The sequence below is a fragment of the Arthrobacter sp. SD1074B genome (assembly GCF_056780195.1).
The window spans coordinates 1,761,703-1,782,505 of record NZ_JBRAZT010000001.1; the positions used below are offsets into that span (position 1 = coordinate 1,761,703).

22 protein-coding genes are annotated in these 20,803 nt (G+C 63.9%); 9 read left to right on the plus strand and 13 right to left on the minus strand.

Going from position 1 to position 20,803, the window contains the following annotated elements:
• Nucleotides 1-43: 43 nt before the first annotated feature.
• The gene (locus ACUYM2_RS08145; RefSeq protein ID WP_481599614.1) at nt 44-1,006 is read right to left on the minus strand and encodes a LysR family transcriptional regulator; all 963 of its coding nucleotides are present in this window, start codon (nt 1,004-1,006) and stop codon (nt 44-46) included.
• 216 nt (nt 1,007-1,222) lie between these two features.
• On the opposite strand from ACUYM2_RS08145, the gene ACUYM2_RS08150 reads away from it, so the two are divergent.
• The 3 genes from ACUYM2_RS08150 to ACUYM2_RS08160 all read left to right on the plus strand — a co-directional run bounded on the left by ACUYM2_RS08150 (nt 1,223) and on the right by ACUYM2_RS08160 (nt 4,177).
• Nucleotides 1,223-1,630, plus strand: coding sequence for a hypothetical protein (locus tag ACUYM2_RS08150; RefSeq protein WP_481599615.1), 408 nt, complete (start codon nt 1,223-1,225; stop codon nt 1,628-1,630).
• Between the two features lie 18 nt (nt 1,631-1,648).
• A complete protein-coding gene (locus ACUYM2_RS08155) occupies nt 1,649-2,509 on the plus strand; it encodes an alpha/beta fold hydrolase (protein ID WP_481599616.1) in 861 nt (286 codons plus the stop codon).
• Nucleotides 2,510-2,695: 186 nt separating this feature from the next.
• On the plus strand, nt 2,696-4,177 hold the full coding sequence (locus ACUYM2_RS08160; protein ID WP_481599617.1) for an NAD-dependent succinate-semialdehyde dehydrogenase: 1,482 nt from the start codon (nt 2,696-2,698) through the stop codon (nt 4,175-4,177).
• Between the two features lie 499 nt (nt 4,178-4,676).
• Here the strand turns inward: ACUYM2_RS08160 and ACUYM2_RS08165 are convergent, their stop codons facing one another.
• The 9 genes from ACUYM2_RS08165 to ACUYM2_RS08205 form a co-directional block, all read right to left on the minus strand.
• Nucleotides 4,677-5,435, minus strand: coding sequence for a maleylpyruvate isomerase family mycothiol-dependent enzyme (locus ACUYM2_RS08165; RefSeq protein ID WP_481599618.1), 759 nt, complete (start codon nt 5,433-5,435; stop codon nt 4,677-4,679).
• Nucleotides 5,435-6,271: a fumarylacetoacetate hydrolase family protein gene (locus ACUYM2_RS08170; protein WP_481599619.1), complete on the minus strand. Its 837-nt coding sequence runs from the start codon at nt 6,269-6,271 to the stop codon at nt 5,435-5,437. The genes ACUYM2_RS08165 and ACUYM2_RS08170 overlap by 1 nt, the downstream gene beginning before the upstream one ends.
• Nucleotides 6,268-7,368 (minus strand): cupin domain-containing protein, encoded by a 1,101-nt coding sequence (locus tag ACUYM2_RS08175; RefSeq protein ID WP_481599620.1) that lies wholly within the window; start codon nt 7,366-7,368, stop codon nt 6,268-6,270. Before ACUYM2_RS08175 ends, ACUYM2_RS08170 begins: the two co-directional genes overlap by 4 nt.
• A 45-nt stretch (nt 7,369-7,413) precedes the next feature.
• Nucleotides 7,414-8,289, minus strand: coding sequence for an ABC transporter ATP-binding protein (locus ACUYM2_RS08180; RefSeq protein WP_481599621.1), 876 nt, complete (start codon nt 8,287-8,289; stop codon nt 7,414-7,416).
• On the minus strand, nt 8,279-9,052 hold the full coding sequence (locus tag ACUYM2_RS08185) for an ABC transporter permease (protein WP_481599622.1): 774 nt from the start codon (nt 9,050-9,052) through the stop codon (nt 8,279-8,281). Before ACUYM2_RS08185 ends, ACUYM2_RS08180 begins: the two co-directional genes overlap by 11 nt.
• The gene (locus tag ACUYM2_RS08190) at nt 9,049-9,876 is read right to left on the minus strand and encodes an ABC transporter permease (RefSeq protein WP_481599623.1); all 828 of its coding nucleotides are present in this window, start codon (nt 9,874-9,876) and stop codon (nt 9,049-9,051) included. The genes ACUYM2_RS08185 and ACUYM2_RS08190 overlap by 4 nt, the downstream gene beginning before the upstream one ends.
• Nucleotides 9,877-9,946: 70 nt before the next feature.
• Nucleotides 9,947-10,915, minus strand: a complete 969-nt coding sequence (locus tag ACUYM2_RS08195) for an ABC transporter substrate-binding protein (RefSeq protein ID WP_481599624.1) — start codon at nt 10,913-10,915, stop codon at nt 9,947-9,949.
• Between the two features lie 63 nt (nt 10,916-10,978).
• Nucleotides 10,979-11,698 carry a cysteine hydrolase family protein gene (locus tag ACUYM2_RS08200; RefSeq protein ID WP_481599625.1) on the minus strand — a complete coding sequence of 240 codons (720 nt, stop codon included), beginning with the start codon at nt 11,696-11,698 and terminating at the stop codon, nt 10,979-10,981.
• 78 nt (nt 11,699-11,776) lie between these two features.
• Complete coding sequence (locus ACUYM2_RS08205) at nt 11,777-13,099, minus strand: flavin-dependent oxidoreductase (RefSeq protein WP_481599626.1); 1,323 nt, start codon at nt 13,097-13,099, stop codon at nt 11,777-11,779.
• Between the two features lie 105 nt (nt 13,100-13,204).
• Between ACUYM2_RS08205 and ACUYM2_RS08210 the strand changes: the two genes are divergently transcribed.
• From ACUYM2_RS08210 to ACUYM2_RS08235, 6 genes are all read left to right on the plus strand, one after another.
• The gene (locus ACUYM2_RS08210; RefSeq protein ID WP_481599627.1) at nt 13,205-13,969 is read left to right on the plus strand and encodes an IclR family transcriptional regulator; all 765 of its coding nucleotides are present in this window, start codon (nt 13,205-13,207) and stop codon (nt 13,967-13,969) included.
• A gap of 313 nt (nt 13,970-14,282) precedes the next feature.
• Nucleotides 14,283-14,852 carry an amidohydrolase family protein gene (locus tag ACUYM2_RS08215; RefSeq protein ID WP_481599628.1) on the plus strand — a complete coding sequence of 190 codons (570 nt, stop codon included), beginning with the start codon at nt 14,283-14,285 and terminating at the stop codon, nt 14,850-14,852.
• A 25-nt stretch (nt 14,853-14,877) separates the two neighbouring features.
• Complete coding sequence (locus ACUYM2_RS08220; RefSeq protein WP_481601437.1) at nt 14,878-15,186, plus strand: amidohydrolase family protein; 309 nt, start codon at nt 14,878-14,880, stop codon at nt 15,184-15,186.
• 245 nt (nt 15,187-15,431) lie between these two features.
• Nucleotides 15,432-16,046: a lytic transglycosylase domain-containing protein gene (locus tag ACUYM2_RS08225; RefSeq protein ID WP_481599629.1), complete on the plus strand. Its 615-nt coding sequence runs from the start codon at nt 15,432-15,434 to the stop codon at nt 16,044-16,046.
• Between the two features lie 245 nt (nt 16,047-16,291).
• Nucleotides 16,292-17,701 carry an MFS transporter gene (locus ACUYM2_RS08230; RefSeq protein ID WP_481601438.1) on the plus strand — a complete coding sequence of 470 codons (1,410 nt, stop codon included), beginning with the start codon at nt 16,292-16,294 and terminating at the stop codon, nt 17,699-17,701.
• A 74-nt stretch (nt 17,702-17,775) separates the two neighbouring features.
• On the plus strand, nt 17,776-18,555 hold the full coding sequence (locus ACUYM2_RS08235; protein ID WP_481599630.1) for a type 1 glutamine amidotransferase domain-containing protein: 780 nt from the start codon (nt 17,776-17,778) through the stop codon (nt 18,553-18,555).
• A gap of 65 nt (nt 18,556-18,620) precedes the next feature.
• On the opposite strand, the gene ACUYM2_RS08240 is transcribed toward ACUYM2_RS08235, so the two are convergent.
• The 3 genes from ACUYM2_RS08240 to ACUYM2_RS08250 form a co-directional block, all read right to left on the minus strand.
• Complete coding sequence (locus ACUYM2_RS08240) at nt 18,621-19,148, minus strand: DUF427 domain-containing protein (RefSeq protein ID WP_481599631.1); 528 nt, start codon at nt 19,146-19,148, stop codon at nt 18,621-18,623.
• 123 nt (nt 19,149-19,271) lie between these two features.
• Nucleotides 19,272-19,985 carry a GAF and ANTAR domain-containing protein gene (locus ACUYM2_RS08245; protein WP_481599632.1) on the minus strand — a complete coding sequence of 238 codons (714 nt, stop codon included), beginning with the start codon at nt 19,983-19,985 and terminating at the stop codon, nt 19,272-19,274.
• 27 nt (nt 19,986-20,012) lie between these two features.
• Complete coding sequence (locus tag ACUYM2_RS08250; protein WP_481599633.1) at nt 20,013-20,750, minus strand: GAF and ANTAR domain-containing protein; 738 nt, start codon at nt 20,748-20,750, stop codon at nt 20,013-20,015.
• Nucleotides 20,751-20,803: the final 53 nt, after the last annotated feature.

Here is a 20,803-nt window from a genome sequence, read left to right on the forward strand (position 1 = left end):
AAAGCGGACGCCCTAGGGCGGTTTTCCGCCATCCTCGGTGACGCTAATAGGACTGGAGCGAAGTGGATAACGAGTCAGGCAGCGGGGAGTCGATGAGGTTTGGTACGCCTCCGAAGGAGGCCAGGGTCCGGGCCGTCTCCACGAACTCGCGTGCCAGCCCGTCGTTGACGTCAGTGCGCCACGCAATCGACAGCGGAGAGGGTGGGACGTCTCTGACGGGGATGAAAGACAGCCCGGGACGGTCATAGAAACGTTGGGTCGAGGCCTGAGTGAACGCAATGCCCCGCTCACCCATGATGGCTTCGAAACACTCGTCGACGGTGGCTACTTGAGTGCCCAGACGGACGGGCTGCCCGCCGCGGGCCTGGGTGGCGAGCCAGAAATCCCTCCATTTATCTGGAGCCTTGCGGGCGACGAAGGATTCATCAACGACCTGTTCCACCGAGACCTCGGACAGACCGGCAAAGCGGGAACTGCTGGCAACTACCAGGACCCGCGGCTCTATGAACAGTGTCTCCATGGCGAGCCAGTCAGCCGCCGGCAGGGGCGGCCGCACAAAGGCCACGTCAGCGCTTCCATCGGCCAACCCGGCGGTTGGATCGGCGAAATCGAAGGACCTCATCTGGACGTGAATTTCCGGGTGGTTGTTCTTGAACGCGGCGAGGATCCGAGGGGTCAGTTCAGCCGCCGCGTTTGCCTGAAAGCCAACTATCAGGGTGCCCCGTACGCCGCTGGCTACCTCGCGCGTCAACGAAACGGCTCGCTCCGCGGCGGATAAAAGACGCTTAGCTTCACCCAACAGGACGTCCCCTGCGCTGGTCAGGGAGACGCTTCGGCTGGTCCGGATCAACAGGGGAGTGCCCAGCGAGTGTTCAAGCTTCCGTATTTGGACGCTGAGGGATGGCTGCGCGATGTGGAGCCGCGCAGCGGCTCGACCAAAGTGCAATTCTTCCGCAACGGCAACGAAGTACTGCAGGACGCGCAGGTCTAGCTGTGGCTGCTGCATCGTTCAACTGTAAGCTCCGCCACAATCGCGGTCCAATAGGTTCGGCCTATCGGTGGATAGGGCACAGGTATTGGACCGTTTGCGGTCGCGGGGGCTGCAATGGAAACAGCGAAGGGTTGCCAACGGAGACAGCCGCCATGCGCTCCAGGAACCCCGCTTTCGAGGGTCGGACAGAGAAGCCCGACCCTCCGTGAGACCAATGAGAGGAACAATGAAATGACGGTCGCAACACGTGCCCCTTCTGTAGAATCCTGGGTTCAGAGCTTCACCGAGGCCAACAACCAGGACCCGGAAATTCAGGCCCACGGCAAGTACTTCACCTGCTCCTATCTGCTGGATATGGAAGATCACACCTTTGTTGTCCGGGTGGTGTCGGGCACCATCGCCCAGATTTCCGTGAACCCGGGGCCCATCGAGGTGCCGTACCAGTTCGCCATCCGGGCCAGCGCCAACACCTGGAGTGAATTCGGCAAGCCGGTCCCGGCTCCGATGTACCACGGCATCTGGGCCGCCACTTTCCAACGCGACATGAAGCTGGAGGGCGACGTCCTGGTCCTGATGCAGAACCTGCGCTGCCTCACCCGCCAGATCGAACTGCTGCGCTCCACCGGCGCACCCGTCTAGACCATAGGAGTTCCTGACATGAGCAAAATTTCACCCGTCACCGGCCATTACGTCACCGTCGACGTGGACGGTCTTGAATACAAGGTTTTCTACCTCGAGAACGGCCAGGGCCAGCCCCTGGTGTGCCAGCACACCGCCGGCGCCCATAACCACCAGTGGCGCGGCCTGCTGGAGGACCCGGAAATCACCGCCAACTACCGCGTCATCGCCTACGACCTCCCCCGCCACGGCAAGTCCGACCCGCCGGAAAACACCCAATGGTGGACTGAGGAGTACCAGCTCAGCGCGGACCACTTCGCCAACTTCATCGTCGCCCTCGTTGATGCACTGGAACTGGTCGACCCCATCTTCATGGGATCCTCCTTCGGCGGCAACATTGCGCTGCAGCTCGCCCACCGCTTCCCGGAGAGGTTTGGCGCCGTCATCCCCGTGGAGGGAGCGGACTACTCACCGGGCTTCTACCTCGACTGGTGGCAGCACCCGCATGCAAATGCCGCGCAGGTGTGCGGCAGCGGCACCTGGGATCTCATGGCCCCGCAATCGCCGGAGGCGGACCGTTGGAAGACGTGGTTCTACTACACCCAGGGTTCCGAGGCGTTCAAGGGTGATTTGTACTTCTACTCCGTGGACCACGATCTGCGCGGCAAACTGGGCGAAATCCAGACCGATAAATGCGCGGTGGTCCTGATGACCGGCGAGTACGACTACCTCACCACACCTGAAGACGGAGCCCGCACGGCCCGCCAGATCCCGGGTGCCGAGTTCATCGAGATGAAGGCCATCGGTCACTTTCCGATGAGCGAAAACTACCCGGTCTTCAAGGGATACCTCGTTCAGGCTCTGGACCTCATCCGCACCAAGACCAGCGTCCGAGCTTAGCCGGTTCTCATTCAAGGCGTCGGTGCCGGCCCGGTAGGACCGGCACCGACGCTGCCACCTCAATGGTGACAGACACATAGATTCAACGTCCTCATGCCCTGCCTCTGGCAGCCGGGCCGTGCCAAACTGCTGAAGGCGGTCTGTGCACCGCCACGGCTGCCTTCAAGCCTCTTTGGAGTTAGAACGATGTCAATAAACACCGAGCGTGAGGCCGCGCTGCTGGCCACCGTGCCGACAGGCCTGCTGATTGACGGGCAGTGGCGTCCGGCTGCGTCCGGCAAGACGTTCGACGTCGAGGATCCCGCGACCGGTAAGGTCCTGTTGAGCCTTGCGGACGCCGGTCCGGAGGATGGTGCTGCCGCCCTGGATGCTGCCGCCGCGGCGCAGGAGTCCTGGGCCAAGGTCCCGCCGCGGGAGCGCGGCGAGATCCTGCGCCGGGCCTTCGAGCTCGTCACTGAACGGGCTGAGGACTTCGCGCTGCTGATGACCCTGGAGATGGGCAAGCCGCTGGCCGAGGCCCGGGGTGAAGTGACGTACGGGGCGGAGTTCCTGCGCTGGTTCTCCGAGGAGGCCGTTCGTGCGTTTGGGCGTTACTCGGTGTCCCCGGACGGCAAGTCCCGGCTCCTGGTGACGAAGAAGCCGGTGGGGCCCTGCCTGCTGATCACGCCGTGGAATTTCCCGCTGGCCATGGCGACCCGCAAGGTCGCCCCGGCTGTCGCGGCTGGCTGCACGATGGTGCTGAAGTCCGCGAACCTGACGCCGCTGACCTCGCAGCTGTTCGCCGCCGTGATGGTCGAAGCTGGCCTGCCCGCCGGTGTGCTGAACCTGATCCCGACCTCCACCGCCGGTGCCACGACCGGGCCGCTGATCAAGGATTCGAGGCTGCGCAAGCTCTCCTTCACCGGTTCCACGGAGGTCGGCCGGCGGTTGCTGGCGGACGCTTCGGAGACTGTGCTGCGGACCTCGATGGAGCTTGGCGGCAACGCACCGTTTGTGGTGTTCGAGGACGCCGACGTCGACGCGGCCGTGGCCGGGGCGATGCTGGCGAAGCTGCGGAACATGGGCGAGGCCTGCACCGCCGCGAACCGGTTTATCGTGCACGAGTCCGTCGCGCAGGAGTTCGCTAAGAAGTTCGCCGCGAAGATGATGGAGATGACCACGGCCCGGGGCACCGAACCGGAGTCCAAGGTCGGTCCGCTGATCGATGCCAAGAGCCGGGACAAGGTCCACGAACTCGTCACCGACGCCGTGAGCGAAGGGGCTGTCCTCATCATGGGCGGGGCGCCGGTGGACGGTCCGGGATACTTCTACGAACCCACCCTTCTCCTCGACGTGCGGGAAGGCACCAGGATCCTGACCGAGGAAATCTTCGGCCCCGTCGCCCCGATCATCACCTTCGACACCGAGGACGAGGCCGTCCGGCTCGCGAACAACACCGAATACGGCCTGGTGGCGTACGTCTTCACCCGGGACCTCAACCGGGGCATCCGGATGGGCGAACGCCTGGAGACCGGCATGCTGGGCCTGAACGCCGGCGTCGTGTCCAACGCGGCCGCCCCGTTCGGCGGAGTCAAGCAGTCCGGGCTGGGACGAGAGGGCGGCCTCGAAGGGATCGAGGAATACCTCTACACCCAGTACATCGGCATCGCCGACCCCTACGCCGGCTAAACCCGGAAGCCGATGTACACCCCAAACCACAATGTGCCTTCCGCTGCGTCTCGTCTCTGAGCCCCGAAAACGGATCTTCCGTCATCTAAAGGGGGTGAGGCCAACTCTGAAATGGTGTGCGAAATAGATCGGGCGAGGTGGTAAGCGGCGTCATCCAGACAGGGGAGGGGTCCCCCATTCGGTGGTGTGGTGCGGCGAGTACTGGCGCCGAGGCTAAATGGCGCAACCCGGCGGGGGAGCCACAGCAGCTGTACGAGTAGTTGACCCGACTTACCCGGCAGAAGATCCTTGGAACCGTGTACCTGTAGAGGTGCTTGGCGAGCACCGTTCCGCAAGATAAGGCTTCCAATCCGGGTCATCGAAGTCAGGCTCTGTGCCGGGGCCGTTTGGCGCTCTTGCAAGCTCGAGGGCGGTTGCGAGGTACAGATGTTGGCCCACGATTTTCTTTAGCTTGCGGCCGAGTGCCATCCTCCACTGCTGCTTCGTGGTAGCTTCCGAGTTAGATCCATTTCGGGGCGGCTGGAACGCCGCCGTCGATGGATTCGGCGCCGGGCCCGGTGGCGGTGACGCCGCTGTTGCCGCGGCCGGCGGCCCATTCGACGACGGCGGGCAGCGGCCCGGAGACCACCGTGGGGGAGTCTGATGAGGTGTCCCCGTAGTTGAGGTCCCGGTCGGTGACCTTGACGACGAGGTTCTTGTCTGTGCCGCGGGTGTGCCAGGCGCCGGTGATGTCGTTGAGTAGGCGTTCCAGGACGGGTGCGGGGAGGTCGCGGAAGACGGCGCCGTTGGCCAGGTCCACAGCGTGCATCCAGACTTCCCGGCTGCGCATCCAGACTGTTTCTGTGGCCGGGACTTCCCGGCCCTGGATGGTGCGGACTCTGTGGTGCCAGGCGTCCTCGGGGAGGTCGCGCCATTCGACGTTCAGGTGCACGGCGGAGTGTTCGAACAGGTGCCGAAGCGCGATCGGGCTCAGCGTGGCGCCGAAGTCGATCTCGTGGTCGCGGACCTCGGTGGAGGGGTACATCGGGGTTTCCACCCCGGTGGCCGCCCACTCGACCAGCCGGGCGATGGCCCGGGCGTTGTAGCCGACGTGCGCCGTTATGTGGCGGCGGGTCCAGCCCGGCAGCAGCGAGTCCCCATCGAGCTCCGCGTCGGACAGTTCGTTGAGCTTGCGGGCGAAGAACGCCGTGCCCCGGCGCGCCTGCAGAAGAGCCGCCAGCAGCTCCGGGTCCGTCGTCTGGTCGTGGCGGGCAACCATCAGGCTTCCTTGACCACGCGGTTTTCCAGCTGTCCCAGTCCCTCGATGGTGGTGACCAGGAGCTGGCCCTCCTGCAGGTAACGCTTGGGGTCCTGGGCGTGGCCCACGCCGCCGGGTGTGCCGGTGGCGATCACATCGCCGGGGTTCAGCGTGATGATGGTGGAGATGTAGGAGACCAAGAATTCCGGAGTGAAGACCAGGTCGCCGGTGGGGGTGCTCTGCTGGACCTCGCCGTCGACCTCGGAGGTCATCAGAGGGCCGGCGCTGAATTCGTCCTTGGTGACCAGGGCGGGACCGAACGGGGTGGACTTCTCCCAGGTCTTGCCCTGCAGCCACTGGATGGTGCGGAACTGGTAGTCGCGCATGGACACGTCGTTCAGCACGGCGTAGCCGGCGATGTGGTCTTTCGCGTCGGCTTCGCTGATCCGGCGGCCGGCCTTGCCGATCACGACGGCGAGCTCGGCTTCCCAGTCGACGGCGTCGGACTCCTGCGGAAGGGCCAGATCATCGTTCGGGCCGATCAGGGATTCGGCGTACTTGGCGAACAGGGTCGGAAACTCGGGGACTTCCCGGCCCATTTCCTTGATGTGGTTGCGGTAGTTGTGGCCCACGCAGATGATCTTGCCCGGGGCGGGGACGACGGCGTCGAGGTCCGCGCCGTCGAGCGGGTGGGTGGCGCCAGCCGCGTTCCGCGCGATCGCTTCCCAGTCAGCGGAGCGGAGCAGCGTTCCGACGTTGGCGAAGCCGTCAATCTCAGTCAGGGTGTCGCCGTCCTGGCGGACGGCCACGGTGGAAGTGCCGGTGGCGTTGCCGGTGCGGAGGGTGAGGAGTCTCATGCGTTCTTGCGTCCTTCGGTGTAGGTGCGGCTGAAGTTCAGTCGTTCGAAAATCGGGGCGTCGCTGAACCGGAAGAGGTCAAACTCAGTCTCGGCCTGCAGCGACCACGCCGCCCAGGACGGGACAACGAAGAGGTCGCCCTTCGCCAGGGTCCGGGTTTCACCGTTCAGGACCACGGAGCCGGAGCCTTCGAAGACCTGCCAGACGCTCGAGCCCACCTCGTGGAGGGCTTCGGTGGTGGCGCCGGCACGCAGGCGGTGGAATTCGGCCCGGATGGTCGGCATCACGTCGCCGCCGGTGGTCGGGTTGGTGTACCGGACGGCCGCGTGGCCCTGGGACACGGTGGCGGGGTGCCCCTCGTCCTCGAGCAGCAGCTGCTCGCGCAGTGCCCGGTCCGTGTATTCCCAGCGGTACGCGGCGATGGGGGAGCTGGTGGTGTCGTCCAGGCCGGAGAGCGGGCGCAGGCCCGGGTGGGCCCAGAGCCGCTCGGAGCGGGAGAAGTCCGGGGTGGCTTCGTCGGTGACGCGCTCGGTGCCGAACTCGAAGAAACCGGCGTCGGCGTAGTGCACGAAGGGGATGTCCAGGCCGTCGATCCAGGCCATCGGCTCGTCGGTGTCGTTGTGGTGGCCGTGGAAGTTCCAACCCGGGGTCAGCAGGAAGTCGCCGCGGGACATCCGGACCGGGTCGCCGTTGACGACGGTCCAGACCCCTTCACCCTCGACCACGAAGCGGAACGCGTTCTGCGAGTGGCGGTGCTCCGGGGCGGTCTCGCGGGCACCGAGGTACTGGATGGCCGCCCACAGCGTGGGCGTGGCATACGGGGTGCCCGCCAGGCCGGGGTTGGCCAGGGCAATGGCGCGCCGTTCACCGCCGCGGCCCACCGGGACGAGGTCGCCGGCACGGGCCGCCAGCGGGTACAGATCGCTCCACCGCCAGACGTGGGGGACCGCCTTTGGGCTCGGGACCATCGGCATCAGGTCCGCGATCTCGGTCCAGAGCGGAATCAGGTTCTCGCGGTCAAAGTCGCGGTACAGCTCCTTGAGCTGGGCAGCCTCTTCGGGCGTCGGCTCAGCGGCGACCATCTGGTTCTCAGCCATTCTTTCGACTCCTAAGATTCGTTGTTCCCTATTGCGTTGACGACGCTATACAGCTGCTGCCGCGGGGCGGTGGCCCTGCTTGGCGAGCTGAATCTGCTCGTAGACATGATGGCGCAGCTCGGTGAAGCGGGGCAGGGCGCGGGTGTTGAGCTGGTCGCGTTCGTCCGGGAGGTCAATGATGAGGTCCTCCTGGATGACCGTGGGCGAGCTGGAGAGGATAATAACGCGCTGGCCCAGATAGATTGATTCGTCGATGTCGTGGGTGACAAAGAGGACCGTGATACCGAGCTTCATCCAGACACTCCGGATCAGGTCTTCCAAGTCCGCGCGGGTCTGTGCGTCCACGGCAGCAAAGGGCTCGTCCATCAGCAATACTTCGGGCTGGTAGGCGACCGCACGTGCGATCGCCACGCGTTGCTGCATGCCGCCGGAGAGCTGCCAAGGGTAGGATCTGGGTACGTGCGACAAGCCCACGGCGTCCAGTGCTTCGTCGACAAGCCGGTCCCGCTCGGGCTTGGGCGTGCCCTGATTTTTCAACGGCAGCTCGACGTTTTCGCGGACCCGCATCCAAGGGAAAAGTGATCGGCCATATTCCTGGAACACAACCGCCATCTTCTTCGGGGGACCCGATACTTTCGCGCCGTCAAGGCGGACCTCGCCTTCCGTGGGCGTCATCAAGCCTGAGATGCATTTGAGCAGGGTCGTCTTGCCGGAGCCCGAGGGGCCGACGAGGCAAGCAAGCTCCCCTGCACGGAGGTCGAATGTGAGGTTGCGTACCGCCTCTACGGGGCCGCCGTCGGTCTGGTATACCTTCTTTAGGTCCCGGACGGAGAGCACGGCCTGCCCGTCCGGCAGGGTACGGCCGCTGGGGGCCGCAGCCCCGCTCGGGACGACGTTCATTTCGGTGATTTCAGACGGCATTTTCTACCTCTCGCAAGCCGTGGTACCAACGCAGGATGCGGCGTTCGGTGAATTGAAAGATTAAGGACAGGGCGACGCCGATCAAGCCGAGGATTACGATGCCGGACCACATTTCGGGGATGGCGAACGAGCGTTGGAATTGCACGATCGTGAATCCGAGCCCTGACGAGGATGCGAACATTTCGGAAACCACCATCAGGATCAGGCCGATGGAAAGGCATTGGCGTACGCCGGCCATGATTTGCGGGGCGGCGGAAGGGAGTATGAGGTATCGGATCCTCGCGGCGCCGGTGATTCCGTAAGTATGAGACGAGTCGGAGAGAACGGAATCGATGGCCCGCACACCTTCGATCGTGTTCAGCAGGACCGGCCAGATGCAGCCGGAGATGATGACGACGATCTTCATCGAATCCGTGATGCCCATCAGCAACATCAACACGGGCACCAGCACAGGTGGCGGCACTGCGCGGAAGAACTCCAGCACCGGTTCCGTGAAAGCCCGCAGCCACTTGAGCGATCCGATGAGCAGGCCTGCGACGATTCCAAGCATGATTGCACAGAGGACGCCTATGAGAAGGCGGCCAAGGCTGGGTAGTACGTCGGTAGCTATACGGTCACCGAACCACGTATCGGCGAACGCGGTAGCCAGGATTGAGGGCGTCGGTACAAAGAAGCTCGTGGTGCCGACCGTCGCGGCCCACCACGTGAGAATCAGGACAGCTGGCAGCGTCGCTGCATACAAGATTCCGTGAAGGACTTTCACACGATCACCTCGGATCGAACGGAGGAATGCCAGGACAGAGTTTTACGCTCGACCAATCGCATGACCACATTAATGAGCACGCCGATCAGGCCAGTCGCCAGTACGAGGGCGTACATCCCCGAGACTGCGCCGCCGGACTGGGCCAGCGCGATTTCGCGGCCCAGTCCGGGGGACCCGACAATGAGCTCGGCTGTGATGGCCAGAATCAGTGCAACAGAGGCTGCCAGGCGTAAACCGGTCATCAGATACGGGAGGGCGGTCGGAAACACCACATGGCGAACGCGGGCGATAGTACCCAAGCCGTAGGACTTGGCCGTCTGCATTGCGACGTTATCCACATCTGCAACCCCATATAGAACCTGGATAAATACCTGCCAGAACGAGGCGTAGACGATCAACATCAATGAGGACTCGAGCTTGACGCCGAAAAGCAGCACAGCCAACGGGATAAGCGCCACTGAGGGTATGGGGCGTAGGAATTCGACTGTGGAATGGGTGGAATTACGTAAAAAGTTCGAAGATCCGATGATGAAGCCGAGCGCCACGGCCAGCACGGTGGCTACTGTGAGCCCGAGGGACCACGCCAGCATGGTGTCGGCCACCGCCATCCAGTAGGACGTCAGGCCTATATCGGCGAAGAGCGTCGCAACTACTTCCGAGGCTGGGGGGAGAAATCGCTGTTCGACGATACCCAGGCGCGACGTGAGCTCCCACACTAGGAGAAAGCCCAGCACGCCCGCTGCCCCTTGAAGCTGCGTGATACCCTTCCTTCCGCCGGCCGGACCCGCAGCAGTAGTGCTCGCGGTGGTAGTTTTCGTCTTCACGCCGGGTCCCTTTCCGTCTCCGTCCGTCACGGCCATTACCGCTTCCGGTTGCTGGGTGACATCAGGGGTCCTAGCCAGCAACAAGAGCTGAGATATCGACGGATTTGCTGCTGACGCCCTGCTCACGCATCTGTTGTTCGATGAACTTCAGGGATTCAGGGTCGACGTCTACCTTCCAGACCGGCAAAACCATGGACTTTGCCGCTTCCGGCTTGACCTTCGCTAGCTTCGGCAGTGCCGAACGGAACGCGTCGGGGTCCTGGGAAACTGCTTGAACGGTCTTGCTGATTCCCTTCTTAAAAGCTTCGATGACCTTGGGGTTCTGCTTGCGGTATTCGTTTGTTGCAAGGAAGGAACCGACCATCAGGCCTGGATGCGCGTCTACGTAGGGCCACAGGACTGGGCGGTCTCCCGCTGCGGTGCCGATGGCTACGAAGGGCTCGATCTCCCATGCGGCGTCGACTTGGCCCCTTTCAACCGCCGCGAGCATGTCAGGAAATCCGACCTCGACGAATTTGATGCCGCTCACGTCCACACCCCTTTTTTTGAGGGCTGCGGTAATGGACACGTCACCGATGTTCTCGAGAGTGTTGACTGCGATTGTCTTGCCCGCGAGGTCGGCCGGCTCCTTGATGCTGCTGCCTTTGGCGACAAGCACGGCGGAGAAGTCCTTCTCGGGCGTTTCCGAAGCGAACGTTCCGGGGGCAACGATACTGATGGGCAGCCCCTTGCTTGCGGCCAGGATCGCGCTCACAGTGTTGGAGCCGGCGAGCTGGAGGCCGCCGCTGACGAGTCCGGGGACAGCGGCGGCACCGCCCGTGCTGGTGTCTACACTGACTTCAAGCCCTTCATCTTTGAAGAAACCCTTTTGGACGCCGTAGCTCAGAAACGCGGAGGGGATGCCGGCGGTCTCGGCCACATTGATCTTCACCGGGGAACTTGAGGTGGGGTTCTGTCCCGCCGCTGCGTTCGAGCCGCCGCACGCCGACAGCACCAGGGCAAGGCCGGCGAGGCCGCCAGCCAGGGAAATCCGTTTCATGGTAACTCCATTTTCATAGGTTGAGACGTGGATCACGTTACTGTTAGGCCGTGGTCCAGAACATTAGTCGATGGTAATTCTGCTAGGTGGGATAACCGCAGGTGACATAGGGCGCCCGTGGGCCGTCTCCTGCATCGGAGTTGTGCGCCGTCGTAGCTGTGAGTCCTGCCAGAAGCCCAGCAGCTGATCGCGCCGAACCACGGTCCCGAAGTTGGCTGCGACGATGTCCACCGATGCCGCATGGGCATCCTCGTTGTAGGAGGCGGCGCAGTCTTCGACCAAACTCACGTAATACTCCCGGAACAGGCCATCGCGAAGGGTTGATTCCACGCAAGTTTCGGTCGTCACCCCGGTGAAGAGGAGCGACCGAATATCGCGGGCACGCAGGAGGAGGTCGAGGTTCGTGCCAACGAAGGCACTGAAGCGGTTTTTGGTCACCACGGATTCCCCTGGGATGGGCTCAATCTCGAAGAATGCGCTGCCCCATGTTCCGGTCCTACAGGTCTGGCCGGTGCGCTCGGTTCCGGGTCCATCGCCGACGCGGCCCAACCATTGCGGCGAATCCGTGCTTTCGTCGTGGAGCGTTTTTACGAAGAACACGGGCAGCCCAATTCGGCGGGCGGCGGTTACGAGCTCCAAGAGGCCGGGGATGATCTGCTGTGCTGTGGTGACATCGAAGCCTAATCGGGCCAGCGAGCCGGCTGGCGAACAAAAATCGTTCTGCACGTCGATGATGACGAGGGCCGTATGTAGGGGATCGTAGCGAAAGGGCACTTCGGGCATGGGATGACTTTCCTTCTGATTCTGCAGGACCCGGGGGCGGGACCTGAACGGGAGGGCACAAGATCCAGCTGCCTGTTCCTAGTTGGCGGGGCTTGCGGCGGCCTTCAACTCCTCGAGGCTGTATCCCGCGATCTGCTGGTATCGGCGCGAAATGGCGGCGATCTCCTGGCCGCTAATTACGTTTTCGATCCGGTCGAAGGGCTGGTCTCCGGTTCGCTCCCAAACCTCGCGGATGATTGTGTCCGGCGGGGCAGCGCGGTTCGCCAGCACCACGGCAGAGGTACGTGGCAAGCGTTCGGCCTCGTATGCACGTAGTGCTTGGGCCGGCTCGCGTCCGTCTGCCATCAGGGCAGCGAGCCGGTGCGCGTCGATAATCGCCTGCCCTGCACCATTGGACCCCCGAGGAACCATCGGGTGCGCCGCATCCCCAAGAAGGGTCACGCGGCCGAAGGTCCACCGCGGCAGCGGATCTTGATCCACCATCGGGTACTCAAGCACACTCTCGGCGCCCCGAATCAAGGCTGGAACGTCAAGCCAGTCGAATCGCCAATCTTTGAACGCATCGAAGAAGTCCTCCAACTGGCCTTCCCGTGTCCAGTCCCGCCGCGCCCGCTGGGGCGTTTCAATCTCCGCCACCCAGTTGATGAGCTGGTTGCCCTCGGCGTCAACGTTGTTGCGGATGGGGTAGATAACCATCTTCCCGCTGGCCAGCCAGCCGGCCCGCACCATGCTTGCTCCCGTGAGGAACTGTTTGGCCACGGTGACTCCGCGCCACATCGTGACACCGGAGTACCGAGGTTCACCTTCGTCCGGGTAGAACTGCTTCCTAATCGCTGAGTGAACTCCATCGCAGGCAATAACGGCGTTCGCCCGGACCGACGGCAAAGGCGTGCCGTCGCTGACACGGGTGAAGCTTGCCGATGCTGCGGCGTCATCTTGGTCCACCGAGTCGCAGTGATGGTCCGTGACAATGGCGTCCGTACCCAGCCTCTCCGCAACCGCGTCCATCAGAATCCTTTGAAGATCGCCGCGGTGAATGGAGTATTGCGGGGTGTTGTAACCGGCGTAGCGTCCAGACGGCTCGGCGTGAATAAACTGTCCGAACCGGTTGTAGAAAACCGCCTCCCGAGTGGGGACCGCCACCTTGTCCAGTGACGCTTCCAACCCGAGACCGGCCAGGATTGCCGTGGCGTGGGGCAACACGTTGATTCCTACACCGAGGGGCCGAATTTCGGGAGCGGCCTCGAACACCCGACACGAAATACCCGCCCGGTGCAGCTCCAGAGCCAGCACCAAGCCGCCGATTCCGGCGCCGATGATGGCCACCTGCAATTGTTTCCCGGAGCCGGATTCAGTTGCCGGATCTCCGTCGTTCCGGTCGCCTGCATTGTTTACGTTCACGCTTTTCTCCTCCTTGGGGCTGAGGGACCTGGCCCCGCTGTCGACATCGGAACCAACGTAAGCGCTTGTTGCGATCTGAAGAACCGGTATGCAAAACTTTCTTCCATGCAGAACGAATCGGCCTTGCCACCGTATGCCATCGAGTCCGTCTCCAACGCCTTACGCCTCTTGACGCTCTTTCGTGAGATGGACGTCGTGCGAGTAACGGACGCGAGCAGGGAGCTGGGAGTGGCACGTTCCACCGCCCATCGTCTGCTCATGACGCTCGCCCACGAAGGCTTTGTACAGCAGGAACGAAACTCCCGTGCATACCGGCCAGGACCCGCGCTGCTCGAATTTGCCTTTTCTTCCGCGGGTACACCCGAACTGCGGCTGGCAGCGCAACCATTGATGAGGGACTTGTCCGCCACCCTCAACGAGACAGTTCAGTTGATTGTGTTGGAGGGCCGCAGTGCCAGGTTCATTGAGAGTGTTGAGTGCGAGCGGCCGGTGCGGGTTACGGGCCGGACCGGAGCGCTGCTGCCAGCACACGCAACTGCCGGTGGCAAGATGTTGCTCGCGGCAATGGAACCGGCAGACGTCCGGGCACTTTTTTCGTCCGGTTTGACCCGAATGACCGAGCACACCAACACCAGTATGAAGACGCTCCTGGAGGAACTAGGTGACGTGGCGCGGCAGGGCTACGCCCTCAACTTGGGTGAAAGTCTCGATGGGCTCCACGCCGTTGCAGTTTGGGTAAGCAATCCCGCGGGAAGAGTCTTGGCGTCCTTGGCTGTCAGTGTCCCGGCCGACCGCGGTGGGGCGTCAGTACTGAGGCAACACGCCGCCGCAGCGAAGGGAGCGGCTGCGCTGATAAGTCAGCTGCTATGACCGCAGGAATTGGTTCTGACCCCGATGGACCCCTTCGGGGTCGATTTTCGTTGATGCGCGTTGGCGTGGCCCCACGATGCTCTTGTTGGGTGAGACGTTGCTGTAGGCGGGAAACGTCTGGAACTGCCCGACCGGACCGAACTCCGTAAAGCGTCCCGTGGTCTGCTCCCGGACCCGTTCTGCGAGTAGATTGTTAGCATGCGCTGGTCGCCCGCAGATCAGTGATACAACCTGTTGGCAGGGGACTCGGATGGGCCCGCCGTACCGCATCGACACTCACCAGCACATCCTTCCGCCTGCGTATGCGCGGTGGATGCGTGACAAGGGGATACACCCCGATGGGATGGGCCTGCCGCCGTGGTCCGAGCGCTCCGCGTTGAAGTTCATGGACAGGCACGAGGTGCAGACTGGCATCCTTTCCCTGTCCACGCCCGGCGTCTACTTCGGGGATGCGATGGAAGCGCGGCTGAAGGCGCGGGAGGTCAACGAGTTCTGTGCGGGGGTGGTGGCCCACCGGCCGGATCGATTCGGGTTCTTTGCGACGCTCACACTGCCGGACGTGGAAGGTGCCCTTGCGGAGGCCCGGTACGCCCTGGACACACTCTTCGCGGACGGGATCGTACTTCTGGCCAACAATGACGGCCGCTACCTCGGAGATCCGGGGTTTGAACCTCTGCTGGCGTTCCTGCACCACCGCCGGGCCGTGGTCTTCGTCCACCCCGGTGACCTCCCGGCTCCGGCGGTGCCGGGCATACCCTCTTTTGCCGCGGATTTCTTGCTCGACACCACCCGCTCTGCGATCAGCCTGATCCTGTCCGGGGCGATGGAGAAGTTCTCCGGGATCAAGTTCGTCCTGGCCCACGCAGGAGGTTTCGTTCCCTGACATTGCCTACAGGATCCTGTTGACGATGCTCCTCGACGCGGATCTGGCTCTCGGCGCCTTGGCGGCGTTGGGAGATAAGAATCAGTCCATCCTGCGGCGTTTCTACTACGACGTCGCGCTGTCCGCCAGCCCGGCGGCGCTGCCCAGCCTGCTCGAGGTTGCTGACCCGGGCCGCATCACCTACGGCACTGACTTTCCCTTCGCCCCCTCCGCGGCGATCGATTTCCTGGACATGAAGTATGAGAATTACCCGCTGGATCCCGTACTCCGCGCCGCGATTGACCGCGGAAACGCCGAGGCACTGTTTCCCCGTCTCCGCCCTGTTCGGCAGTAAGCCATTGGGGGCGATCCGGCCAAGCAACCGCGACCGGCCCGGCGACCTCCTTGCTCCCAGCGCGGTCCGTTTCGTCAACCGGTTACTGACATGGATGGTTTGATTAGTCAGTGCTCCGTCTACGACGCTTTCTAGTTTTCGGCCTGTTCGCACTGTGCGTCATCGCCGCCTTCTCGTTCTGGGTAACCCGGCAGCCCGGCGCAGCCAGCGGGGTCCATCCCGCACCGCCGCGCGCAGGGGCGAAAATGGACCTGTCCTCCGCCGGCATCACTACCGCCGTGAACGTCACCCGCAGCCCGGATGCCCAGTGGCTCATCCGTGCTGCCGCGCAGACCGGGATCCCTCCCCGCGCGCTCCGCGCCTACGTTGCTGCGGCCGCCACGGCCAACGATTCCGCTCCGACGTGCGGAATCGGCTGGAACACGGTGGCGGCTGTCGGCTCCGTCGAATCAGCGCACGGAACGTACGGCGGTGGCAGCCTTAACTCCGCAGGACAGGCGAGCGGCCCCATCGTGGGCCCGAGCCTCAATGGCGCCGGGTTCGCCGCCATCGCGGACACGGATGCAGGTGCCCTGGACGGCGATTCCCGCTGGGACCACGCCGTCGGGCCCATGCAGTTCATTCCCTCCACCTGGCAGCTTGCCGGGCGGGACGGGAACGGGGATGGAACGGCGGACCCGTTCAATATCGACGACGCCGCCCTCAGCGCGGCGACGTATCTGTGCGCCCACGGCCCGGACCTCTCCACCGCGCAAGGCTGGACCGACGCCATCTACGCCTACAACCAGTCCGGTCCCTACATCCGCCAGGTGCGGACCCAAGCCACCGCCTACGCCGCGAAGGCGGGTACCGCCGACTAAGTCCCCGGGCCCCCGGCCCCGAGCGGTGAGGGGGCCCGGTGAATCCAAGGGGGTGCGGCCATCACTGCCGTGGAATTCCTCGCCGGGACCGGGACTATTTCGTTGAACCAGGCAGTTATGCAGCAGGAACCGAACCTGGTCTGCGCGCTGCGCTTTGATGACGACTGGAATGAGATGACGTGACGGCAACGCCTGCAGAGGGAGTCGGCTTCCGCTCGAAGCGCGGCCCCATACTGATTTCCTTGATGCTCTCGACGGGTCTGGTCGCGATCGATTCGACGATCGTCGCCACTGCGGTGCCGTCGATCGTGCACGACATTGGCGGGTTCGCGTCTTTTCCGTGGCTCTTCTCTGCCTACCTGTTGGCGCAGGCCGTGTCCGTGCCGGTCTACGCAAAGCTTTCCGACGTCGTCGGCCGTAAACCGATCATCCTGATCGGCATCGGTTTGTTCCTCCTCGGCTCGATCCTCTGCGGGGTGGCATGGAGCATGCCGGCCCTCATTGCGTTCCGTGTGCTGCAGGGCCTGGGCGCCGGAGCCGTCCAGCCCGTGGCGATCACGATCGCCGGCGATATCTATACGTTGACCGAGCGGGCGAAAGTGCAAGGGTACCTTGCGAGCGTGTGGGCGGTGTCCTCCGTGGTTGGCCCGACGCTCGGCGGCGTGTTTTCCGCGCTGGGCTTCTGGCGCGGGATCTTCTTCGTGAACATCCCACTGTGCCTCCTGGGGGGGTGGATGCTGCTCCGAACTTTCCACGAGAATGTCGAGCGCACGAAGCACCGGGTCGATTACCTGGGGGCGGGCCTGCTGACTGTCGCGCTGACCCTGATTATTCTTGGTGCCCTCGAAGGCGGACAGGCATGGGGCTGGACTTCCGCCATCAGCGTTTCGGTGTTCGCCGGCGGGGCACTCTTGTTCGCCGCGTTCATCCTCGTTGAGCGGCGGGCTGCCGAGCCGGTCCTGCCGCCGTGGGTGATCTCCCGCCGGCTGCTGGCGACGACAGCGCTGATCTCCTTTGGCGTGGGAGCGGTCATGCTTGGCCTCACTTCTTACGTTCCCACGTTCCTCGAAGGAGCCCTCTCGACCTCCCCGATCCTGGCTGGTCTCGCGCTGGCGGCGTTGACGATCGGCTGGCCGATCAGTGCTTCGCAATCGGGCCGGTTCTATCTGCGGATGGGGTTCCGGAAGACCGCGCTGATCGGCATCACGATCACGGTCATCGGTACGGCAGTACTTGCCCTCACCGCCTCCACGCCCAACGTTCTCCTGGTGGCGGCGAGTTGCTTCATCGTGGGACTCGGACTCGGACTGGTGGCCACCCCGAGCCTGATTGCCGCCCAGTCAAGCGTCGACTGGAATGAGCGCGGAGTTGTCACCGGCACCAACCTTTTCGCGCGGTCAATCGGCAGTTCCATCGGTGTCGCGGTGTTCGGCGCGGTTGCCAACGCGATCTATGCAGGCACTCCGGGCGGCCATACGGATCCGCACACCGTCGTCACGGCGTCCGGGGCTGTTTTCCTGGCCGTCCTCGCCGGTGCCGTCCTCACCGTCGTTGCCGTTATCGCGATGCCCGCCACCGACAACAAGGCCGCCGCCCCCTCGACCAGGGACTCCGCGGCGGAGTCCGAACCCAGTACGGCAGCTTCACAGGATTAGGCCCGCTCCGGCCCCTGGTCCCTCTGCGGCGGAGGGGCCGGGCGTAGGGTGGGGTGAGACAGAAGGAGCACTTCATGAAAAAAATTCTCATGGTACTGACCAGCGTTTCCGAGATCGGCGATACGGGGGAGAAGACCGGCTACAACGTAGCCGAAGCGGCACATCCCTGGAAGGTCTTCAAGGATTCCGGGCATTTCGTCGACTTCGCGTCCATCCACGGCGGCCAACCCCCGCGCGACGAGGTGGACCCGGCAGATCCAATCCAGGTTGCCTTCACGGAGGACGAGGCCACGCGCGCCGGCCTCTACAACACTGCCCGGGTCGACGTAGTTGATCCCGACCAGTACGACGCTGTGTTCCTCGTGGGCGGCCACGGCACCATGTGGGATTTCCCGGACAGTGACGGCCTGCAGAAGCTGGTAGCCAGTGTCTACAACGCCGGCGGCCTGGTAGGAGCGGTCTGCCACGGACCGGCCGGCCTGCTGAACGTGGAATTGGAGAACGGACTGCGCCTCGTCGAGGGCAGGAAGGTAGCTGCCTTCACCAACGAGGAGGAGGTGGCGGCCGGGAAGGACAAGGTCATCCCGTTCTTCCTGGCAGACCGGTTGGAGGAACAAGGCGCAACACACGTCTCCGCTGGCGTCTTTGAGGAGAAGGTCGTAGTCGATGACCGGCTGGTGACCGGGCAGAACCCGGCGTCAGCCGCGGGGGTGGCCAAGGAGATGGAGAAGCTTTTCGCTGAAGTCATCCACCAGGAAAAAGCCGAGGAACAGCACGAGACGGAGGCTTTGCGCGCCGAGAAGGACGCGGAGAAAGACGCCAAAAAGGCTGCAGCGGCAGCCACCGAACACTAGCACCTGCGGCGGGCTGAGACCGGCCGGAGCAGGACGAAGTCATTGCCGGCGCGAGGCCACAGTGCTCACCACCCGGACGTGCCCGGGCCGCCCTTGAACGGACCAACGATGTTCGTGGTGATCCAGCCGCCGTAAAAGTCCCCTGCCTGGGAGGTGACCCGTTCGCCGTCGACCTCGCAGGAGTCCATGTGGCCCGGGTACAGGGCGACCCGGGTCCTGAGCGCCTCGAACCCGCGGGTGGGCTCCGGGTAGGTCCACCCGCCGTGGGGAACGGCGACTCCGCCGGCGACGACGTCGAAGTAGTGCGCTTCTCCCTTGAACTCACAGAAGCTGGTGCCTTCGACCGGGACCAGAACACCGGCACGGAATGAGTCCAACGGCAAGTAGTAGACGGGGGGATGACTTGTCTCCAGCACTCGCACTGCATCGGTGGTATCGGCAATCACCTCGCCGCCAAGCCGCACGATCACCCGTTCGGATCGCGGTTCCACCCTTGGCGGCCGCGGATAGTCCCACACCGATTCCTGACCGGCCCTGGGTTTGATGGGCTGCGGACGCCGGAAGAAGCCGGAAACACCGTGAGCGGGAGTCATGTTCCCATGGTGCCACGTTCCGGCGGGAGACCACCGTGGACACTACAGACGCGCGGACGGCGCAACACCGGCCAGCCGAATGAAGGCGCCGGGGCACCGTGTGGATTCGCCGTCGCTCGCGGGCTAGAGCGTAACCCTGCGGTTGATGACCTTGTCGGCGGTTTCGTAGAGGGTTTGGTTGTGGGCGCGGGCATAGCCACGCAAGAGTGAGAACGCCGCATTCATGTCAGCGTTCGAGGTGTGCGCGATGACGCCCTTGGCTTGCTCAATCAGGATGCGGCTGTTCAGCGCGCGCTGCAGCTGTTCGTTGACCAGGGCGGTTTCCCTCGCGGCGCGTTCCTGCAGCAGGGTGATGGTGGCCACGTCAGCGAACGCCTGGGCAATCGCGGCGTCGTCGGCCGGGAGAGCGCCGGTCTCATGGCCGAAGAGGTTCAAAGCACCGATGGTCCGGTTACGCAGCCGCATCGGAACGGCGTGCAGGGACCTGAATCCCTGGGACAGGGCGGAGGACTGGAACAGCGGCCAGCGGTCGCCCTGGGCTTCGATGTCATCAATGGCAACGACAGCTCCGGTCCGGTAGCAGTCCACGCACGGGCCCGCACCCGCCTCAAGTTGGAGGACTTCCACCAGTTGGCTTTCTTCGCTGGTTGAGGCCATGACTTGGAGATCGCCGGCGGGATCGACCAGCACCAGTCCTGCGGCAGCTGCGTCGAGGATGCCAACCGATTCATCAACCAGGGTATGGAGCAGGTCGAAGACGTCGTAATCGGCCACGAGTGTGTCTGCAATCTTGACAAAGGCCGCACTCACGCGGCCAGCGCGGCTTATCATCGCCATACCCGAATTCTACTGTATGCGTCCACGTCAGTCGCCCTCGGGGGTGAAGTCAAGGGTCCTGTTGACAACGTCCCGGGCGACCTCCCGTACGGTGCGTCCACGGGCAAAGGCGTGCGCCCGCATCAGGAGCAGGGCGTCCCGGGCGGAGGTCCCCGCCTGAGCCAGGATCATCCCCGTGGCCTGATGGACCTCCCGGCGTGACAGCGGAGAATCACCTGACGGGACGTCGGGGTGGGCTCCCGGGTCAAGGGTCAGGAGCTGGCTCAGTAGCCGCCAGGTCGCCCCGTCGGCTAGCTCCAGGGCCCTGGAATGCCCTGCCGGGCTGAGGGGGCCGGGGTGGGTACTGTAGAGCTCCACGACGCCAATATCCAGCGCGCCGAGCGCGAGGGGGAAAACGAAAAGGGCCGCAACATCCAGGTCCAGCAGCGACTTCGCAAAGACCGGCCAATCGGTGTGCGGGCCCCTGCGCACGTGGGGGACAAGCACCGGTCTGCGGCTCTTGAGGGCTTCCCAGCGCGGCCCTTCCCCCAGATCGAACTGTAGCTCCTCGATCCTTGCCGAGACACCGTCGCTGGCGCACAGAATCGTCTCCGGCGCCATTCCGGCGAAGACTGAGATCGCCGCGCCGGTAACCGGTAATTCCAGGAACTCTCTGCAAATGCTCCTATCAAGACCCTCAGCCATGGCGTCATTGCCGTCACCCATGGCGGGCATCCGGATGGGCCTTGCCCCGGAAGGCGAAACGTCCAGCCAGTGGAGGCACATGCCGCACGATTCTCGAACATCGAACTCTGGCCATGGGTCACGCCTCCTCGGTC